This is a genomic window from Citrobacter pasteurii (genome assembly GCF_019047765.1).
Lineage (GTDB): Bacteria > Pseudomonadota > Gammaproteobacteria > Enterobacterales > Enterobacteriaceae > Citrobacter > Citrobacter pasteurii.
In genome coordinates this window covers 3,554,414-3,572,298 of sequence record NZ_CP077262.1, presented here as the reverse complement: position 1 = coordinate 3,572,298, position 17,885 = coordinate 3,554,414, and the positions used below count along the sequence as shown (strand labels likewise).

Genomic DNA, 17,885 nt, shown 5'->3' with positions numbered 1-17,885 from the left:
AATCTCATTACGTATCAACGGCTATAAGAATCGTGTGGGTGTGTTTTTGGCATGGAATGCCGAGTAACTTTATCTGACTGGACGCCTACGGGCGAAAAGAGTGTTCGATAGAGAGGATGTCAGGAGGAACGATTGAAACATAAGCAAAGTTGGGCGGGTGCGATCTGCTGCTTTGTGCTCTTTATTGTAGTGTGTCTTTCATTGACGCTGAATATGAAAGGCGCATTTAGAGCGGCTGGGCATCCTGAGGTCGGGTTGTTGTTTTTTATTCTGCCTGGCGCTGTGGCAAGCTTTTTCTCCCACCGTCGCGAGGTGCTCAAACCCCTTCTTGGTGCAATACTGGCAGCGCCGTGCTGTTTGTTACTGATGCGGTTCGTTTTTATGCCGACGCGTTCGCTGTGGCAAGAGCTGGCATGGTTGTTCAGTGCAGTGTTTTGGTGTGCGCTTGGGGCATTGTGTTTTTTATTTATCAGTAGCTTATTCAACCAGCGTCAGCGGCGGAAAAAAAACTGATGACGCCCTCCTGCGGAGGGCGTAGAAACAGTTATCAGGCGAACAGATTCATATTCTCTTTTGCCCACGCTTCAAAATCCGTGCAGCCGCCGATGTGTTGTTGATCAACGAAAATCTGCGGAACGGTTTCAACTGGCTTACCTACCGTTTTTTCCAGATCTGCTTTAGTAATACCTTCGGCATGGATATCAATGTAGCGGAAGTTAAAATCGTCATGCTCATTGCTTAATTTTTCTGCTAATTCTTTTGCGCGCACGCAATACGGGCACCCTGGGCGACCAAAAATAACGGCAAACATCTCTCTCTCCTCGAGCTTATCAGGCCGGATGGCAATACTTGTTATGATGCCGCGATTTGTGACGGATGGAAAGCAGGTTCAGCCTGTTGCTTTGATATCCTCAAGCTATAACTGTTAAACACGACAAGGCGGAACGTTTTATAATGAAAGCCATTTCGCCGGGAGGCCGCTTATGCGCACAATTGGTGTATTACCCAAAAGTGTATTGATGCTGGAAATAATAGGGATGGTTTTGTTATCGCTGGCGCTGCTATCGCTTAACGATTATCTCACCTTACCCGCACCGCTTAGCAGCCCGTTAGCCTGCGTGGTAATGATATTTCTGGGCGTGCTGCTGATGCTTCCCGCCGCGGTGGTATTGATGTTGCGCATTGCGCAGCTGTTGGCACCGCAGCTGATGCCGCGTGCTCCCGACGCTTCTTCCCATTCAGCCAGAGAAAAAAAAGATGACTCCAACCATTGATTTACTTCGCAGCCACCGTTCCATTCGCCATTTCACCGATGAAAGTATTTCGGACGCACAGCGTGAGGCGATTATTGCTGCCGCTCAAGGGACATCAAGCTCAAGTTTTTTGCAGTGCACGACGATAATTCGTATTACCGATCAAAGTCTGCGTGAGTCCCTGGTGACCTTATCTGGAGGACAAAAGCACGTCGCACAGGCCGCTGAATTCTGGGTTTTTTGCGCTGATTTTAATCGCCATTTGCAGATTTGCCCCGATGCGCAACTGGGGTTGGCGGAGCAACTGTTGCTTGGCGTGGTTGATACGGCGATGATGGCGCAAAATGCGCTGACAGCGGCTGAATCGCTGGGACTTGGCGGTGTGTTCATTGGCGGTCTGCGCAACAATATTGAGCCGGTAACGGAATTACTGACGCTGCCGAAGCATGTTTTGCCACTGTTTGGCCTGTGTCTCGGCTGGCCTGCGGATAACCCGGACATCAAGCCCCGGCTGCCAGCAACACTGGTGGTGCATGAAAACCATTACCAGCCGCTCGATCAGGATGTTTTGTCGCAATATGACGAACAGCTTGCGCAGTACTATCTGACCCGTGGTAGCAACACGCGTCGCGATACCTGGAGCGATCATATTCGCCGCACCATCATTAAAGAAAGCCGTCCCTTTATCCTGGAATATTTACATAAACAGGGATGGGCGACGCGCTAAAGCGTTTAACCCAGTGTATGATACGCCAGCTTTTACCAGGTCTTTTAGAGAGGTGCAGGGTGAAAATTGCCATTTTATCCCGGGATGGAACGCTCTATTCTTGCAAACGCCTGCGTGAAGCGGCGATGCAACGCGGTCACCTGGTTGAAGTTATCGATCCTCTTTCTTGTTATATGAACATTAGCCCGGCAGCGTCTTCTATCCATTATAAAGGCCGCCAGCTTCCCCATTTTGACGCGGTCATTCCAAGAATTGGCTCAGCCATTACCTTCTACGGTACGGCGGCATTACGCCAGTTTGAGATGCTGGGTAGCTATCCGCTGAATGAGTCAGTAGCGATTACCCGCGCACGCGATAAGCTGCGTTCGTTACAACTGTTGGCGCGACAGGGAATTGACCTGCCCATTACCGGAATAGCCCACTCGCCGGACGATACCAGCGATATGATTGATATGGTCGGCGGTGCACCGCTGGTGGTGAAACTGGTGGAGGGGACTCAAGGAATCGGTGTGGTATTGGCCGAAACGCGCCAGGCCGCAGAGAGCGTAGTGGATGCATTTCGTGGTCTGAATGCCCATATTCTGGTCCAGGAATATATCGAAGAGGCGAAGGGGCGAGATATTCGCTGTTTTGTGGTGGGAGACGAGGTGGTGGCCGCCATTGAGCGCCGGGCGAAAGAGGGCGATTTTCGTTCTAACTTGCATCGCGGCGGGGTCGCCACTATTGCCAATATCACGCTGCAGGAAAGGGACATTGCGCTTAAAGCTGCCCGCACGATGGGGCTTGATGTTGCTGGCGTCGATATCCTGCGTGCAGAACGCGGACCGCTGGTTATGGAGGTCAACGCTTCTCCAGGGCTGGAGGGCGTGGAAAAAACCACAGGGATAGATATTGCTGCGCGAATGATCCAGTGGATCGAGCGTCATGCTACTCCTGAATTTTGTCTTAAAATCGGCGGCTAAACGCAATATCGATAGCGATCGTGGTATGACACGGTCTTTTTGCGTAAGCTGTGCCGGTAATTTTTTCATCAATAGAGGTCGCACATTATTATGACATCACTGGTCGTTCCCACTCTGGATACGTTGCGTCAATGGCTCGACGACCTGGGCATGAGTTTTTTTGAATGTGATACCTGTCAGGCGCTGCATTTACCGCACATGCAGAACTTCGATGGCATTTTTGATGCAAAAATTGATCTGGTGGATAACGTCATTCTATTTTCCGCGATGGCGGAAGTCAGACCTTCAGCGCTGCTGCCGCTGGCCGCCGATCTGTCCGCAATCAATGCCAGCTCGCTGACGGTAAAGGCCTTTCTGGATATGCAGGATGATAATCTGCCAAAGCTGGTGGTTTGTCAGTCGTTATCCGTTATGCCGGGTGTGACGTTTGAACAGTTTGAATGTTTTGTGCGTCAGAGCGAAGAACAGATATCGATGGTGATCCTTGAAGCCGGGGCACATCAGTTGTTGTTTAATGCCGAAGAAGACGGGCAAAACGGCAATGCAGAGGTGCATTTCCTCCATTAATCGTTCCTGATTTTGGGTATCTATAGCGTAGCCGCTGCCAGAGCGGTTGCGTATTTCACGTTTTTATTCTGCATTTAACCTTTTCTTAAAGAATTATTCACTTCGATTCAGTCTCTATCGCTTTACGTCATAGACAAAACCTGCATAAAAAATTGATAAAAGACGTTTTTTTATCTGGGCTATATCCTCGAATCCTGGCTAAAGTTATTCTTGCAAGGCTTATAAACGTCACCGTTCAATGTGTCCACTATGAGCTATCTGTGGCTGTATGCATGTTGAATGAGTCAGCGGATATCAGCGAGCAATAGCGGCGGGGAGAGAGACCTCTCTTTCATTGGTGCCGAATGAAATAATATGCACGTTTCTTGCATATCATTAGAGTGTGACTTTTTTGTTCGTTTGTTAACGAACTTTCAGAAGGAAAGAGATTATGACCGCCTTAAATAAAAAATGGTTATCAGGCCTGGTTGCGGGTGCTCTGATGGCCATCTCTGCCGGCACGCTCGCTGCTGAACAAAAAACGCTGCATATTTATAACTGGTCTGATTATATTGCCCCGGATACAGTGGCTAATTTTGAAAAAGAGACCGGAATTAAAGTTATCTATGACGTATTTGATTCCAATGAAGTCCTGGAAGGTAAGCTCATGGCAGGCAGCACCGGTTTTGACCTTGTTGTCCCGTCAGCCAGTTTCCTCGAACGGCAACTGACCGCGGGCGTTTTTCAGCCCCTGGATAAGAGCAAACTGCCAGGCTGGAAAAACCTCGATCCTGAACTGCTGAAACTGGTGGGTAAACACGATCCAGACAATAAGTTTGCTATGCCGTATATGTGGGCAACCACCGGTATTGGCTACAACGTGGATAAAGTTAAAGCGGTGCTGGGTGCGGATGCCCCGGTTAACAGCTGGGATTTGATCCTCAAACCGGAGAATCTGGAAAAACTCAAAAGCTGCGGTGTCTCTTTCCTCGATGCGCCTGAAGAAGTGTTTGCCACTGTGCTGAACTATTTGGGTAAAGATCCAAACAGTACCAAAGCGGATGATTACACCGGGCCGGCAACCGATTTGCTGTTGAAACTGCGTCCGAATATCCGTTATTTCCACTCCTCGCAATACATTAACGATCTGGCAAATGGTGATACCTGTGTCGCGATTGGCTGGGCAGGGGATGTATGGCAGGCCGCAAACCGTGCGAAAGAAGCGAAAAATGGCGTCAATATCTCCTTCTCGATTCCCAAAGAGGGGGCGATGGCGTTCTTTGATGTGTTCGCGATGCCTGCAGATGCGAAAAACAAAGACGAAGCCTATCAGTTCCTCAATTACCTGCTGCGCCCTGATGTGATTGCGCATATTTCCGACCACGTGTTCTATGCCAATGCCAACAAAGAAGCGACAGCACTGGTCAGCCAGGAAGTTCGCGACAATCCTGGTATTTACCCGCCTGCGGATGTCCGCGCCAAGCTGTTCACGCTGAAAGTTCAGGATCCGAAGATTGATCGTGTCCGTACTCGCGCCTGGACGAAGGTAAAAAGCGGGAAATAACCTGATGTACGGGACGTGACCCGGCAGGATTTACGCCTGCCGGGCAGTGCCGATCCCGGACACACAAAACCCGGCAATACGCACCAGTAAGGTGCGTTATTTGCACTGTTTCTTTATTTATGCCGGAGAGCACTTGAGTGAATGATGCAACCCCACGCCCACAAGCGAAAATCCGCAAGGCGCTGACCCCGCTGCTTGAAATTCGCAACCTGACGAAGTCATTTGACGGTCAGCACGCCGTCGATGACGTCAATCTCACTATCTACAAAGGCGAAATATTTGCCCTGCTGGGTGCGTCCGGTTGTGGTAAATCAACCCTGTTGCGCATGCTGGCGGGGTTTGAGCTGCCGACTACCGGGCAAATCATGCTGGACGGTGTCGATCTGGCGCATGTCCCACCTTATCTGCGCCCAATTAATATGATGTTTCAGTCCTACGCTCTGTTTCCACATATGACGGTGGAACAGAATATTGCCTTTGGACTCAAGCAGGACAAGCTGCCGAAAGCAGAAATCGCTAGCCGGGTGAATGAGATGCTCGGGCTGGTGCACATGCAGGAGTTCGCCAAACGTAAGCCACATCAGCTTTCAGGCGGTCAGCGTCAACGCGTGGCACTGGCGCGTAGCCTGGCGAAACGCCCGAAGCTGCTGCTGCTGGATGAACCGATGGGCGCTTTGGATAAAAAACTGCGTGACCGCATGCAGCTGGAAGTGGTTGATATTCTTGAGCGTGTAGGGGTGACCTGCGTGATGGTGACGCACGACCAGGAAGAAGCCATGACCATGGCAGGGCGCATTGCAATCATGAACCGCGGCAAATTTGTGCAGATCGGCGAGCCGGAAGAGATCTACGAGCATCCGACCACGCGCTACAGCGCAGAGTTTATCGGTTCGGTAAACGTTTTTGAGGGGCTACTGAAAGAACGTCAGGAAGATGGTTTGATTATAGAGTCTCCAGGTCTGGTGCATCCGCTGAAAGTGGACGCAGATGCTTCTGTTGTCGATAACGTCCCGGTGTATGTCGCGCTTCGTCCGGAAAAAATCATGCTCTGTGATGCCCCTCCGCCGGATGGCTATAACTTTGCGGTGGGTGAGGTGGTGCACATTGCCTACCTGGGCGATTTGTCGGTGTACCACGTGCGTTTAAAAAGCGGCCAGATGTTGAGTGCCCAGCTGCAAAACGAACATCGCTATCGCAAGGGGCTACCGACCTGGGGTGACGAGGTACGTTTGTGTTGGGATGCGGACAGCTGTGTGGTGTTGACGGTTTAAGGAGCGAAGATGAGTACACTTGAACCTCCGGCAGGTGCCGAAAAAGCGAGCCGTTTCACGCTGTATATGTCGCAGTTGCAAATGAAACATGGTCGCAAGCTGGTGATCGCGTTGCCGTATGTGTGGCTGGTTCTCCTGTTTTTATTGCCGTTTCTGATTGTCTTCAAGATAAGCCTGTCAGAAATGGCACGGGCGATACCGCCGTACACTGACCTTGTGGCATGGGCCGATGGTCAGCTATCTATTACGCTCAATTTAGGTAACTTCCTGCAGTTGACGGACGACCCGCTCTATTTCGATGCTTACCTGCAGTCTTTGCAGGTAGCGGGGATTTCGACGATCTGCTGTCTGTTGTTGGGGTACCCACTGGCGTGGGCGGTGGCACACAGCAAGCCTTCTACACGCAATATTTTGCTGTTACTGGTGATCCTGCCTTCCTGGACCTCTTTCTTGATTCGCGTCTATGCCTGGATGGGGATCCTGAAAAATAACGGGGTGCTGAACAATTTCCTGATGTGGCTGGGGGTTATCGATCAGCCATTGACGATCCTGCATACCAACCTGGCGGTTTATATCGGTATTGTTTATGCCTATTTGCCCTTTATGGTGCTGCCGATTTATACCGCACTGACGCGCATTGACTATTCGCTGGTGGAAGCGGCGTTGGATTTAGGCGCACGGCCGTTGAAAACCTTTTTTAGCGTGATTGTGCCGTTGACCAAAGGCGGGATTATCGCTGGCTCAATGCTGGTGTTTATCCCGGCGGTAGGGGAATTTGTTATTCCGGAACTGCTTGGGGGGCCGGACAGCATTATGATCGGCCGTGTGCTATGGCAGGAGTTTTTCAATAACCGCGACTGGCCGGTAGCGTCTGCGGTTGCCATCATTATGTTGCTGTTACTGATTGTGCCAATCATGTGGTTCCATAAGTATCAGCAGAAAAGCGTGGGGGAACACGGATGAATAACTTGCCGGTCGTCCGCTCGCCGTGGCGGATCTTTATCCTGGTTGTGGGGTTTACTTTCCTGTACGCCCCCATGCTGATGTTAGTTATCTATTCGTTTAACAGCTCTAAGCTGGTGACGGTGTGGGCGGGTTGGTCAACACGCTGGTACGGTGAACTTTTCCACGATACTGCAATGATGAGTGCCGTCGGCATGAGTTTAACGATTGCTGCCTGTGCTGCGACGATGGCGGCGATCCTTGGCACCATCGCCGCTGTGGTGATGGTGCGCTTTGGTCGTTTTCGTGGTTCGAATGGTTTCGCCTTTATGATCACCGCGCCGCTGGTCATGCCGGATGTCATTACCGGTTTGTCGCTGCTGCTGCTGTTTGTGGCGTTGGCTCATGCCATCGGCTGGCCGGCGGATCGCGGTATGTTGACCATCTGGCTGGCGCACGTCACCTTCTGTACGGCGTACGTAGCGGTGGTGATTTCCTCGCGTTTGCGCGAACTGGATCACTCCATTGAGGAAGCGGCGATGGATCTCGGCGCGACGCCGCTGAAGGTCTTTTTCGTCATTACGCTGCCGATGATTATGCCGGCGGTCATTTCCGGTTGGTTACTGGCCTTTACGCTATCGCTGGATGATTTGGTTATCGCCAGCTTTGTCTCTGGTCCTGGAGCCACAACGTTACCGATGCTGGTGTTCTCCAGCGTACGTATGGGGGTTAACCCAGAGATCAACGCACTGGCGACGCTGATCCTTGGCGTGGTAGGAATTATCGGATTTATGGCGTGGTATCTGATGGCGCGAACAGAAAAACAACGGATACGCGATATCCAACGTGCAAGACGCGGCTGAAAAAACTAAAATCTGCCAATCTGTCTATACGGCGCAGCTGTGGTGGTTGCGCCGTTTTCATGGAAGACGACGCGTTGGGATTTTTTAAGAAATCATCCACATCACATGCTCGCTTAAACGTCCCTGCTTTTGTGCAGGTGGCGGCGCTGGCTATCATCATGATCCGCTGTCTCGATCTGTTGATGATTTTTAATACGCTTGGGTTTCGTGGAACCAGTGAGTTTATTCATCGCAGTGTGCAGACCTGGAATTTGACGCTGGTATTTCTTGGCAGTCTGGTGCTGCTATTTATCGAAATTTACTGCGCATTTTCGCTGGTCAAAGGACGGAACTGGGCCCGCTGGATCTATCTGCTGACCCAGATTATCGCCAGCGTCTATCTGTGGGCGGCTTCGCTGGGCTACGGATATCCGGAACTGTTCAGTATTGCGGGGGAGTCCAGACGTGAAATTCTGCATACGCTGGTGATGCAAAAATTGCCGGATATGCTGGTGTTGCTACTGCTGTTTATTCCTGCGTCCAGCAGGCGGTTCTTCCGCTTGCAATAACGTGTATAATTCTGGCCCCCGGTTAATTTGTAGGTTTTTGTATGCAGTGCGCACTTTATGACGCTGAACGCTGTCGCTCCTGTCAGTGGATAGCACAGCCTGTCGCCGATCAACTCTTCGCCAAAACAGCCGATCTGCAAAATCTGCTGGCCGATTATCCAGTCGGTGAATGGTGCGCGCCAGTCAGCGGCCCGGAAAGCGCTTTTCGTAATAAAGCTAAAATGGTGGTTAGCGGCAGCGTGGAGAAACCGCTATTGGGAATGCTGCATCGTGACGGTACGCCTGAGGATTTGTGCGACTGCCCGCTTTATCCTGAGTCTTTTGCGCCCGTATTTGCCGCACTCAAACCGTTTATCGCCCGCGCGGGGCTGACGCCCTATAACGTGGCGCGTAAACGTGGAGAACTGAAATATCTGCTGTTAACGGAAAGCCAATTTGATGGCGGTATGATGCTGCGTTTTGTCCTGCGTTCCGACGCGAAACTGGCACAGCTGCGTACGGCGCTACCGTGGCTGCAGGCACAGTTACCGCAGCTAAAAGTCATTAGCGTCAATATCCAGCCTGTGCATATGGCGATTATGGAAGGGGAGACAGAAATCTTCCTGACCGAACAGCAGGCACTGGCCGAACGTTTTAACGACGTACCGCTGTGGATCCGTCCGCAGAGCTTCTTCCAGACCAATCCGCTCGTGGCGGGGCAGCTATATGCCACGGCGCGCGACTGGGTGCGTCAGCTACCTGTTAATCACATGTGGGATCTGTTTTGCGGTGTTGGGGGGTTTGGGCTGCACTGCGCCACGCCGCAGATGAAACTGACGGGGATTGAAATCGCGCCAGAAGCGATTACCTGCGCGAAACAGTCGGCACAGGAGCTTGGGTTACAGAATCTGCATTTTCAGGCGCTGGACTCAACTCAGTTTGCTACCGCTCAGGGCGAAGTACCGGACCTGGTGCTGGTGAATCCACCGCGTCGGGGAATTGGCAAACCGCTGTGTGATTTTCTTTCTCACATGGCACCGCGTTTTATCGTTTATTCCAGCTGTAATGCGCAAACCATGGCGAAGGATATTCGTGAATTGCCAGGGTATCGCATTGAGCGCGTTCAGCTTTTCGATATGTTTCCGCACACTGCACACTACGAAGTGTTGACGCTGCTTAGTCGGCGATAAATGGCATGCCTGATGGCGCTTTGCTTATCAGGCCTACAGGTTATTCGTCATTCGTAGGCCGGATAAGGTGCTTGCACCGCATCCGGCAAATGCAATATGCGAAAAAAAAAGCCCGTACTTGCGTACGAGCTCTTCTTAAAATATGGCGGTGAGGCGGGTGTTAACGCTGCTCAGCCGACAATAACTGACTTGCCTGATGGCGCTTCGCTTATCAGGCCTACAGGTTGTTCGTCATTCGTAGGCCGGATAAGGTGCTTGCACCGCATCCGGCAAATGCAATATGCGAAAAAAAAGCCCGTACTTGCGTACGAGCTCTTCTTCAAATATGGCGGTGAGGCGGGGATTCGAACCCCGGATACGTTGCCGTATACACACTTTCCAGGCGTGCTCCTTCAGCCACTCGGACACCTCACCATATTGTATTGCTGCCTGACCGCTTGGGGGGCAACGGGGCGCTACTATAGGGAGTTGCGCTAAAACGGTCAAGCAGAATTTACGTGTTCACTCTCGTTTGGTTACGCAATGTACATATTCCTCCGCCCGGGCAGGCACGGAGGATAAGATCAGCGCTGAGAGTCCAGTTTTTCACCGTTGGTGACGACTTCCTGGGCTTTGCTGTAACTCTCAATCAGCAACTGATAAGCAGGGAAGACCTTGGTATACACTTCCGCCCATTCAGCGGCGTCTTCACGGTTCCATGTCCCCTGAATTTCAGACGCGACGGCGGCGGTATCCATCGGGACTACGCCTGCCTGAACGACACGAGCCAGGGTGATTTCCTGCGCCATTTTGCTGTAAGTACCGGAAGCGTCGATCACTGCGAAAACTTTGTAGCCTTCCGCAACCGCGCTGATGGCCGGGAAAGCCATGCATACGCTGGTGATGGTACCGGCGATGATCAGCGTCTTACGACCGGTCGCTTTCACGGCTTTCACGAAGTCTTCGTTATCCCAGGCGTTGATTTCACCTTTACGCGCCACGTATTGGGCATGTGGCGCATTAGCGTGGATCTCTGGGATCAACGGACCGTTAGGCCCCTGCGGTACAGATGCCGTAGTAATCACCGGCATCTTCGCCTGGGAGGCCATTTTAGCCAGCGCGGCAGCACGCGCACGCAGTTCTGGCATGGGCATATCGCCGACGGTCTGGAAAAGTCCGCTCTGGTGATCGATAAGCAGCATAACGGAATCATTTACATCGATGACCGGACGTGAACCATTAAAGTTTGCAGGGCTGGACATAGTATTCTCCTTTGATTCAGATTTGGCCAAAGCGGCCGGAGTTAAAATCGCGTACTGCTTCTGCGATTTCTTGTTTCGTGTTCATGACAAATGGACCGTAACCCACAACCGGCTCGTTCAACGGTTCGCCGGACAGCAGCAGCACGCAGGCGTCGCTGGTGGCTTCAATGTGTAGCGTTTTCCCCTGCTGGCCGAGCACCACCAGTTGCGCTTCGCTGGCAGGCGTGGTGCCGTTTACGGTGATATTCCCTTTCAGTACCACCAGTGCAGTGCTCCATCCTTCCGGCTGGGACAACGTGAACTGATGATTACGCTGCAGACGCATATCCCAGACATTCAGCGGCGAGAAGGTATGTGCCGGACCTTTTGTTTCCTGATAGCTGCCCGCAATGACACGGAGAGTGCCGGCGTCATCTGGCAGCGCGACAGTAGGGATAACATCACTACTAATGCCCTGATATCCTGGTACGGCCATTTTGTCTTTTGCCGGCAGATTGACCCACAGCTGCACCATTTCCAGCTCGCCGCCCTGACGGGTAAATTCAGGCGAATGGAACTCTTCGTGCAATATCCCTGCGCCCGCGGTCATCCACTGCACGTCGCCGGGGCCGATAATGCCGCCGCGACCGGTTGAATCACGATGCTCAACTTCACCGCTGTACACGATGGTCACCGTTTCGAAACCACGGTGAGGGTGTTCGCCCACGCCACGTTTTTCATTACCTGGGGTGAAGGTATGTGGCCCGGCGTAATCCAGCAGCAGGAACGGACTTAACTGTTCAGCATGAGACTGGTAAGAGAACATCGAGCGAACCGGGAATCCATCGCCAACCCAGTGTGGGCGAGGTGCGGTGTAGACGCCTGTTACTTGTTTCATATGTGTCTCCTCAGTGGCGTTATCTTGATGTGAATAAGCTTATATTCATGACAGAGAACTGAGTAGTAGCTAAAATAGCTTTCACAGTCTCATAAATAGGACAATAAGATGACTAAGCCGGATCTCAATGATTTCGCGTGGTTTGTTCACGTAGTTGAAGAAGGAGGATTCGCTGCGGCCGGTCGGGCGCTCGATGAACCGAAATCAAAACTGAGCCGCCGAATTGCACAACTGGAGGAGAGGCTGGGGGTGCGATTGATTCAGCGAACCACCCGGCAGTTTAATGTTACTGAAGTTGGACAAACGTTCTATGAACACTGTAAGGCTATGTTGGTGGAAGCGCAGGCAGCGCAGGATGCCATTGCGGCGTTGCAGGTAGAGCCGCGAGGTATTGTGAAGCTGACCTGTCCGGTCACTTTACTGCACGTACATGTCGGCTCCATGCTCGCCCGTTTTATGGCACGTTATCCCGATGTATCCGTACAGCTTGAGGCGACAAATCGTCGGGTTGACGTGGTCGGTGAAGGCCTTGATGTCGCGATTCGCGTCAGACCCCGTCCTTTTGAGGATAGCGATCTGGTAATGCGTGTACTTGCTGACAGGGGGCATCGCCTGTATGCCAGCCCGCGATTGATCGAGCGGATGGGCACTTTACATGCGCCAGCGGAGCTGACCAGATGGCCTGGTCTGAGCCTGGCCACGGGTAAGCATGTGCATCGCTGGGAATTATTTGGCCCACAGGGCGCACGTGCGGAAGTGCATTTCACACCGCGTATGATCACCACCGATATGCTGGCTTTACGCGAAGCGGCAGTGGCAGGTGTAGGGGTCGTTCAGCTTCCGCAATTGATGGTAAAAGAGCAAATAGTGGCGGGCGAGCTGGTGGCATTACTCGACGGTTGGGAACCAAAGCGAGAGATCATTCACGCGGTTTTTCCATCGCGCAGGGGGTTATTGCCGTCGGTTCGTGCACTGGTGGATTTCCTCACGGAAGAATATGCACGAATGATCGAGGATTAAATACGTAATATCAGTCCACAAAAAAGGCCGGTTAAACCGACCTTTTATTATCTGGACGCCATTTGGGCGTTAAAACAATCAGCGACTACGGAAGACAATGCGGCCTTTGCTCAGGTCGTACGGGGTTAGTTCAACAGTCACTTTGTCGCCCGTCAGGATGCGGATATAGTTTTTACGCATTTTACCGGAGATGTGTGCAGTAACCACGTGACCGTTTTCTAACTCTACGCGGAACATGGTATTAGGTAACGTATCGAGAACGGTACCCTGCATTTCAATATTGTCTTCTTTGGCCATCTAATCCTCTGGGGTATCACTACCGTAATTTGAACCGGCAAGATAATGCCGAAGTTCTTTTAATAAGTAAAGATTTGTGCGTTTAAAACGCAGTAAATCGGGTTTGGCGCATTACTCTAACCACACACAACAAAGCCGCACTAAAAGCGCAACGTGTAAGGGAACGATGAGATAAACGATAGGCGTTGCCTGACGCGAACTGTTCCTTAACGGCGGCGGGGTAATGGGCTAAACCGACTCTGCGGCACCAATTATAACACCCCGACAAAAAATGTGCCGAAAACATTCACTTCTGAGGCGAAAATAACGTCCTGGGCACCCAGAAGTGGCTCGGTAGGCGCTGCTGGCGTAGCCTGCTTAAATGTTCAAGGTAGTCCCTGCGCGGAGTCTCAATGGCTCCCAGCGACGCGGTATGGGTATTTAACACCTGGCAATCGATTAATTTTCCGCCCTGACGGATAAATTCAGCGCAAAAAACAAGCAGTGCGGTTTTGGAGGCATTTTCCTGGCGACTGAACATCGATTCACCGCAGAAAAGGGTACCTTGCGCAACGCCGTACATCCCGCCGACTAATTCATTTTGCCGCCATACTTCAATAGAGTGCGCGTGTCCAAGTTCATGCAGCCGATGATAGGCATCCACGACATCATGCGTTATCCAGGTGCCTTCTTCCCGGTCGTTTGCACATCCTTCAATGACCTGACCAAACGCGTAATTAAGTGTCACGCGATACGGTGAGTGTTTATGAAAGCGCTTCATGCTGCGACTTACGTGAAATTTGTCAGGCCAAAGAATGGCGCGTGGGTCGGGCGACCACCAGAGGATAGGGTCGCCAGGAGAAAACCACGGGAAAATACCGCGTTGGTAGGCCATTAGCAGGCGGGCAGGGCTGAGATCGCCCCCCAGCGCCAACAAACCATTAGGCTCGCGTAAAGCGCCTTCCGGTGAGGGGAAGGCGATAGAATGGCGGGACAGTTGCACCAGGCGCATGACAGCGAAACTCCACTACGCGAGTTGGATCGTTCAATAATAGCTTACAGACGTTGCTTAAACTGGTAATAACGCCCCTGCCTGGCTAACAGATCTGCGTGATTACCTTGCTCAATTATGCGTCCGTTGTCCATCACTATTATTTGATTAAATCGCGACAGTCCGCGCAGGCGATGTGTGACCATCAGGATGGTTTTATTGCGCATCACATCGTTAATCAATTCAAGCATTTGGCTTTCCGTTGTTGCATCCAGACCTTCAGTAGGTTCATCCAGAAGCATCAGCGGCGCATCGTGCAGCAAGGCTCGCGCGATAGCCAAACGGCGTAGCTCTCCGCCTGAAAGCTGACGACCGCCTTCACCCAACCAGGCATTGAGACCATCACCTTCAAGCAGTTTTTCCAGACCGACACGACACAGCATCTGGGATAGCGCTTCATCGCTGGCGTGTGGCGCAGCCAACAGCAGGTTATCGCGCAATGTCGCACTGAACAGATGCACTCGCTGTGGTACGACGCTGATGCATTGGCGCAATGCGGCTTCGTTCAGCGTTGAAATCGGACGATCGTTAATCAGGATTTCGCCGTGTTGTGGATCCCATGCACGGGTCAATAATTGCAGCAACGTTGATTTCCCACAGCCTGTCCGACCCAGAATCGCAATGTGTTCACCGGGTTTAGCGAGCAAAGAAAGGGTGTCCAGAGCTTTTTGTGTTTGCCCAGGATAGCTGAAAGACACCTCACGCAATGTCAGAGTAATCTGTTGCGAAACCGTAGATTCCGTATCCGGGAAGGTGACTTCCGGTTGCTGTTCTGTCAGTTCGGTAATACGTAGTGCTGAAGCAATCACCTGGCCGAGATGCTGAAATGCGCCGGTAACAGGGGCCAGCGCTTCGAAAGCGGCCAGCGCGCAGAACACAAACAACGCTATCAGTGCGCCTGGTTGAGTGTTTCCGCCTACGCCACCTGAAGCCATCCATAACATCATCACCACAGCCAGAGCGCCAATCAGCAGCATGACAGCCTGAGACAAGGCCGTTAATTCGGACTGACGACGCTGAGCTTCATGCCATTGCAGCTCGGTGGCTTCCATTTGTGTGCGGTAGCGTTCACTGGCGCCAAAAAGGGTCAGCTCCGCCTGACCCTGTAACCAGGAGGTCAACTGCTGACGGTATTGCCCGCGCAGATGCGTCAGGTTCTGCCCGGCGCTTTTACCCGCCTGGTAAAACAACGGAGGCAAGATAAACAGAGTCAGCAGCATAATACCGCCAAGGGTGATGGCGAGTGTGAGATCGAGAACGCTCAACCCTAGCGTGACTACCACAATAACGACAAACGCACCAACCAGCGGGGAAAGCACGCGTAAATAGAGATGATCGAGCGTGTCGACATCCGCCACAACGCGGTTGAGCAGTTCGCCCTGGCCGTATCGGGCGAGCCCGGCAGGGGAGAGCGGCAGCAATTTGCTGAAGGTGTAAATACGCAGATGCTGCAATACACGAAACGTCGCGTCGTGACTGACCAGTCGTTCGAAATAACGACCTGCGGTTCGGGTAATTGCCGCCCCGCGAACGCCAGCCGCCGGAAGCATGTAGTTAAAACTGTAAATCCCGGTGACACCGACGACGGCGGAAGCAGACAGGAACCAGCCTGAAAGCGTCAGTAAACCAATGCTTGCCAGTAATGTAACGATCGCCAGAACGATCCCCAGTGTTAACATCCATTTATGACGTTTATACAGCGTCAGATAGGGTAGCAAAGCGCGCATTTAGATGTCCTCCTGACGGTGAGCCAGTAATGTCGCAAAAGCCCCGTTGGCTGCGCTAAGTTGCGCGTAGGTACCTTGTTCGACAATCTGCCCATCCTGCATGACCCAGATTGCGTCCCAGTCGGCAAGATCTTCCAACTGGTGCGTAACCATCAGTGTGCTCTGGCGGCGCGATGCCGCATTCAATGCCTGCATCACACGTTGTTCGCTGTGAGCATCAAGACTGGCTGCGGGTTCGTCGAGCAGCAGTAACTGACACGGGTTGAGTAAGGCACGGGCAACGGCAACACGCTGCGCTTGCCCGACAGAAAGTCGACCTGCCTGGTCGCCCACTGGGGTATCCACACCCCGAGGAAGCAGCGGTAAAAACTCACTGACCCAGGCGCTATCGAGCGCGGCCTGTAACTGTTCTTCGCTGGCATCAGGGCATGCCAGCAGCACATTTTCGCGCAATGTAGCAGCCGGAAGCTGCGGGTTTTGCCCAACCCATGAGAGTTGTTTACGCCAGGCATCAGGCGACAAGTCACGAAGTTCAAAGCCATTAATACGCAATGAGCCCTGATACGAGAGAAAGCCTGACAGAACATTCAGCAGCGAGCTCTTACCGGAACCACTACGCCCAACCAGCACCGCGCGCTGGCCTGCGGGTAGGGAGAAGTTAAGCGGACCAGCCAGGATCTTGCCTTCGGGTGAGGTGATGATCAGATCTTCGGCTTCAATTGAAACCGCGTCTTTGGTCGCCAGCTCAATATCGCCACGCTCAGGATGCGCGAGCGGGGTTTCCATGAACGTTTTCAGACTGTCGGCAGCGCCTACCGCTTGCGCCTTGGCATGGTAAAACGTGCCCAGATCGCGCAGGGGCTGGAAAAATTCCGGTGCCAGAATCAGCGCCAGGAAACCAGCCGCCAGCGTGACGCCGGTTCCGTAGTGGCCGAAATCAAGCTCGCCGAGATAAGAAAAACCGAAGTACACGGCTACCAGGGCAATAGAGAGCGAAGTGAAAAACTCCAGCACGCCCGAAGACAGGAATGCCAGACGAAGCACTTCCATCGTACGCTGACGGAAATCCTGCGATGCAGCCCGGATGCTTTCCGTCTCCGCTTTGCCGCGACCAAAAATTCTCAGTGTTTCCATGCCGCGCAAGCGATCGAGGAAATGACCGCTGAGTCGGGCAAGTGCCTGAAAGTTACGCCGGTTGGCATCGGCAGCGCCCATACCGACCATCGCCATAAACAGAGGGATCAGTGGTGCGGTTCCCAGCAGGATAAGGGCTGCAACCCAGTTTGACGGGAAAACGGCAGCCACAATCAATAGCGGGACGCATACCGCAAGCGCCATTTGCGGCAAATAACGCGCATAGTAGTCATGCATATCGTCAATCTGTTCCAGAATCAGCGTGGCCCAGCTTCCGGCAGGCTTCCCCTGTATCCATGCTGGCCCCGCCTGTTGCAGACGATCCAGAACCTGGCGACGAATCTCAAAACGAATATGTTGGCCCGCATGAAACCCTATTCGCTCACGTAACCAGACAACCCACGCCCGCAGGATAAAAATCAAGACCAGCACGACGAAAGGGAACAGCAGCGCTTCACGGGGGATATTTTCCATGATCATGTGCTGCAGAATCCGAGCCATGAGCCAGGCCTGAGCGACAATTAACAGGCCACTCACGAACCCCAACAGGCGTGAAATATTCAGCCAGCGTTGAGAAATGACACTTTGCTGTTTTAACCAGCGGGTAAGCTCTTTTTGACGGGTTTTATTCATTGCACGCTTAGCAGGTGAGTTATTGGAATTTTTGGGCAGGACAATGTTACAACGGGGCAAAAATAAAGGCGACTTATAGTC

The 17,885-nt window shown here is 52.4% G+C and carries 19 protein-coding genes and 1 tRNA gene; 12 read left to right on the top strand and 8 right to left on the bottom strand.

Features of this window, described 5'->3' with window-relative positions:
* Window positions 1-132 precede the first annotated feature (132 nt).
* The gene (locus I6L54_RS17410) at window positions 133-513 is read left to right on the top strand and encodes an inner membrane protein YbjM (RefSeq protein ID WP_040233923.1); all 381 of its coding nucleotides are present in this window, start codon (window positions 133-135) and stop codon (window positions 511-513) included.
* Between the two features lie 34 nt (window positions 514-547).
* On the opposite strand, the gene I6L54_RS17405 is transcribed toward I6L54_RS17410, so the two are convergent.
* Window positions 548-811, bottom strand: coding sequence for a GrxA family glutaredoxin (locus tag I6L54_RS17405; RefSeq protein ID WP_005123606.1), 264 nt, complete (start codon window positions 809-811; stop codon window positions 548-550).
* A gap of 172 nt (window positions 812-983) precedes the next feature.
* Between I6L54_RS17405 and I6L54_RS17400 the strand changes: the two genes are divergently transcribed.
* From I6L54_RS17400 to rlmC, 10 genes are all read left to right on the top strand, one after another.
* Complete coding sequence (locus tag I6L54_RS17400; protein ID WP_040233924.1) at window positions 984-1,274, top strand: DUF1418 family protein; 291 nt, start codon at window positions 984-986, stop codon at window positions 1,272-1,274.
* Window positions 1,258-1,980 (top strand): nitroreductase NfsA, encoded by a 723-nt coding sequence (nfsA, locus tag I6L54_RS17395; protein WP_005123605.1) that lies wholly within the window; start codon window positions 1,258-1,260, stop codon window positions 1,978-1,980. Before I6L54_RS17400 ends, nfsA begins: the two co-directional genes overlap by 17 nt.
* Before the next feature lie 59 nt (window positions 1,981-2,039).
* A complete protein-coding gene (gene rimK / locus I6L54_RS17390) occupies window positions 2,040-2,942 on the top strand; it encodes a 30S ribosomal protein S6--L-glutamate ligase (RefSeq protein WP_005123604.1) in 903 nt (300 codons plus the stop codon).
* Between the two features lie 90 nt (window positions 2,943-3,032).
* Window positions 3,033-3,509 carry a type III secretion system chaperone family protein gene (locus I6L54_RS17385; RefSeq protein WP_005123602.1) on the top strand — a complete coding sequence of 159 codons (477 nt, stop codon included), beginning with the start codon at window positions 3,033-3,035 and terminating at the stop codon, window positions 3,507-3,509.
* Window positions 3,510-3,939: 430 nt separating this feature from the next.
* Window positions 3,940-5,052: a spermidine/putrescine ABC transporter substrate-binding protein PotF gene (gene potF / locus I6L54_RS17380; RefSeq protein WP_005123601.1), complete on the top strand. Its 1,113-nt coding sequence runs from the start codon at window positions 3,940-3,942 to the stop codon at window positions 5,050-5,052.
* A gap of 137 nt (window positions 5,053-5,189) precedes the next feature.
* A complete protein-coding gene (potG, locus tag I6L54_RS17375) occupies window positions 5,190-6,323 on the top strand; it encodes a putrescine ABC transporter ATP-binding subunit PotG (protein ID WP_005123599.1) in 1,134 nt (377 codons plus the stop codon).
* Between the two features lie 9 nt (window positions 6,324-6,332).
* Complete coding sequence (potH, locus tag I6L54_RS17370; protein WP_040233926.1) at window positions 6,333-7,286, top strand: putrescine ABC transporter permease PotH; 954 nt, start codon at window positions 6,333-6,335, stop codon at window positions 7,284-7,286.
* A complete protein-coding gene (potI, locus tag I6L54_RS17365; protein WP_040233928.1) occupies window positions 7,283-8,128 on the top strand; it encodes a putrescine ABC transporter permease PotI in 846 nt (281 codons plus the stop codon). The genes potH and potI overlap by 4 nt, the downstream gene beginning before the upstream one ends.
* Before the next feature lie 59 nt (window positions 8,129-8,187).
* Window positions 8,188-8,676 carry a YbjO family protein gene (locus I6L54_RS17360; protein ID WP_005123594.1) on the top strand — a complete coding sequence of 163 codons (489 nt, stop codon included), beginning with the start codon at window positions 8,188-8,190 and terminating at the stop codon, window positions 8,674-8,676.
* Between the two features lie 41 nt (window positions 8,677-8,717).
* Entirely contained in the window at window positions 8,718-9,845 is a 1,128-nt protein-coding gene (rlmC, locus tag I6L54_RS17355) for a 23S rRNA (uracil(747)-C(5))-methyltransferase RlmC (RefSeq protein ID WP_040233929.1), read from the top strand.
* A gap of 326 nt (window positions 9,846-10,171) precedes the next feature.
* On the opposite strand, the gene I6L54_RS17350 is transcribed toward rlmC, so the two are convergent.
* The 3 genes from I6L54_RS17350 to I6L54_RS17340 all read right to left on the bottom strand — a co-directional run bounded on the left by I6L54_RS17350 (window position 10,172) and on the right by I6L54_RS17340 (window position 11,963).
* A tRNA-Ser gene (locus I6L54_RS17350) sits at window positions 10,172-10,259 on the bottom strand.
* A 149-nt stretch (window positions 10,260-10,408) separates the two neighbouring features.
* Window positions 10,409-11,086, bottom strand: coding sequence for an isochorismatase family protein (locus tag I6L54_RS17345; protein ID WP_040233930.1), 678 nt, complete (start codon window positions 11,084-11,086; stop codon window positions 10,409-10,411).
* Between the two features lie 16 nt (window positions 11,087-11,102).
* Window positions 11,103-11,963, bottom strand: a complete 861-nt coding sequence (locus I6L54_RS17340) for a pirin family protein (RefSeq protein ID WP_005123588.1) — start codon at window positions 11,961-11,963, stop codon at window positions 11,103-11,105.
* Between the two features lie 108 nt (window positions 11,964-12,071).
* Between I6L54_RS17340 and I6L54_RS17335 the strand changes: the two genes are divergently transcribed.
* Window positions 12,072-12,983: a LysR family transcriptional regulator gene (locus I6L54_RS17335; protein WP_005123587.1), complete on the top strand. Its 912-nt coding sequence runs from the start codon at window positions 12,072-12,074 to the stop codon at window positions 12,981-12,983.
* A gap of 78 nt (window positions 12,984-13,061) precedes the next feature.
* Here I6L54_RS17335 and infA read toward each other — a convergent pair whose 3' ends face one another.
* The 4 genes from infA to cydD all read right to left on the bottom strand — a co-directional run bounded on the left by infA (window position 13,062) and on the right by cydD (window position 17,804).
* Window positions 13,062-13,280, bottom strand: coding sequence for a translation initiation factor IF-1 (infA, locus tag I6L54_RS17330; RefSeq protein WP_002211347.1), 219 nt, complete (start codon window positions 13,278-13,280; stop codon window positions 13,062-13,064).
* A 286-nt stretch (window positions 13,281-13,566) separates the two neighbouring features.
* Complete coding sequence (gene aat / locus I6L54_RS17325; RefSeq protein WP_040233932.1) at window positions 13,567-14,271, bottom strand: leucyl/phenylalanyl-tRNA--protein transferase; 705 nt, start codon at window positions 14,269-14,271, stop codon at window positions 13,567-13,569.
* 44 nt (window positions 14,272-14,315) lie between these two features.
* On the bottom strand, window positions 14,316-16,037 hold the full coding sequence (cydC, locus tag I6L54_RS17320) for a heme ABC transporter ATP-binding protein/permease CydC (RefSeq protein ID WP_040233934.1): 1,722 nt from the start codon (window positions 16,035-16,037) through the stop codon (window positions 14,316-14,318).
* On the bottom strand, window positions 16,038-17,804 hold the full coding sequence (cydD, locus tag I6L54_RS17315) for a heme ABC transporter permease/ATP-binding protein CydD (protein ID WP_040233935.1): 1,767 nt from the start codon (window positions 17,802-17,804) through the stop codon (window positions 16,038-16,040). It lies immediately after the preceding gene.
* Window positions 17,805-17,885: the final 81 nt, after the last annotated feature.

Coding starts and splice junctions, on each gene's coding strand:
- I6L54_RS17340 (WP_005123588.1), bottom strand. CDS start 11,963: ATGAAACAAGTAACAGGCGTCTACACCGCACCTCGCCCACACTGGGTT.
- infA (WP_002211347.1), bottom strand. CDS start 13,280: ATGGCCAAAGAAGACAATATTGAAATGCAGGGTACCGTTCTCGATACG.
- aat (WP_040233932.1), bottom strand. CDS start 14,271: ATGCGCCTGGTGCAACTGTCCCGCCATTCTATCGCCTTCCCCTCACCG.
- I6L54_RS17405 (WP_005123606.1), bottom strand. CDS start 811: ATGTTTGCCGTTATTTTTGGTCGCCCAGGGTGCCCGTATTGCGTGCGC.
- I6L54_RS17360 (WP_005123594.1), top strand. CDS start 8,188: ATGGAAGACGACGCGTTGGGATTTTTTAAGAAATCATCCACATCACAT.
- I6L54_RS17345 (WP_040233930.1), bottom strand. CDS start 11,086: ATGTCCAGCCCTGCAAACTTTAATGGTTCACGTCCGGTCATCGATGTA.
- potF (WP_005123601.1), top strand. CDS start 3,940: ATGACCGCCTTAAATAAAAAATGGTTATCAGGCCTGGTTGCGGGTGCT.
- potH (WP_040233926.1), top strand. CDS start 6,333: ATGAGTACACTTGAACCTCCGGCAGGTGCCGAAAAAGCGAGCCGTTTC.
- cydC (WP_040233934.1), bottom strand. CDS start 16,037: ATGCGCGCTTTGCTACCCTATCTGACGCTGTATAAACGTCATAAATGG.
- I6L54_RS17335 (WP_005123587.1), top strand. CDS start 12,072: ATGACTAAGCCGGATCTCAATGATTTCGCGTGGTTTGTTCACGTAGTT.
- rlmC (WP_040233929.1), top strand. CDS start 8,718: ATGCAGTGCGCACTTTATGACGCTGAACGCTGTCGCTCCTGTCAGTGG.
- I6L54_RS17400 (WP_040233924.1), top strand. CDS start 984: ATGCGCACAATTGGTGTATTACCCAAAAGTGTATTGATGCTGGAAATA.
- cydD (WP_040233935.1), bottom strand. CDS start 17,804: ATGAATAAAACCCGTCAAAAAGAGCTTACCCGCTGGTTAAAACAGCAA.
- nfsA (WP_005123605.1), top strand. CDS start 1,258: ATGACTCCAACCATTGATTTACTTCGCAGCCACCGTTCCATTCGCCAT.
- I6L54_RS17385 (WP_005123602.1), top strand. CDS start 3,033: ATGACATCACTGGTCGTTCCCACTCTGGATACGTTGCGTCAATGGCTC.
- potI (WP_040233928.1), top strand. CDS start 7,283: ATGAATAACTTGCCGGTCGTCCGCTCGCCGTGGCGGATCTTTATCCTG.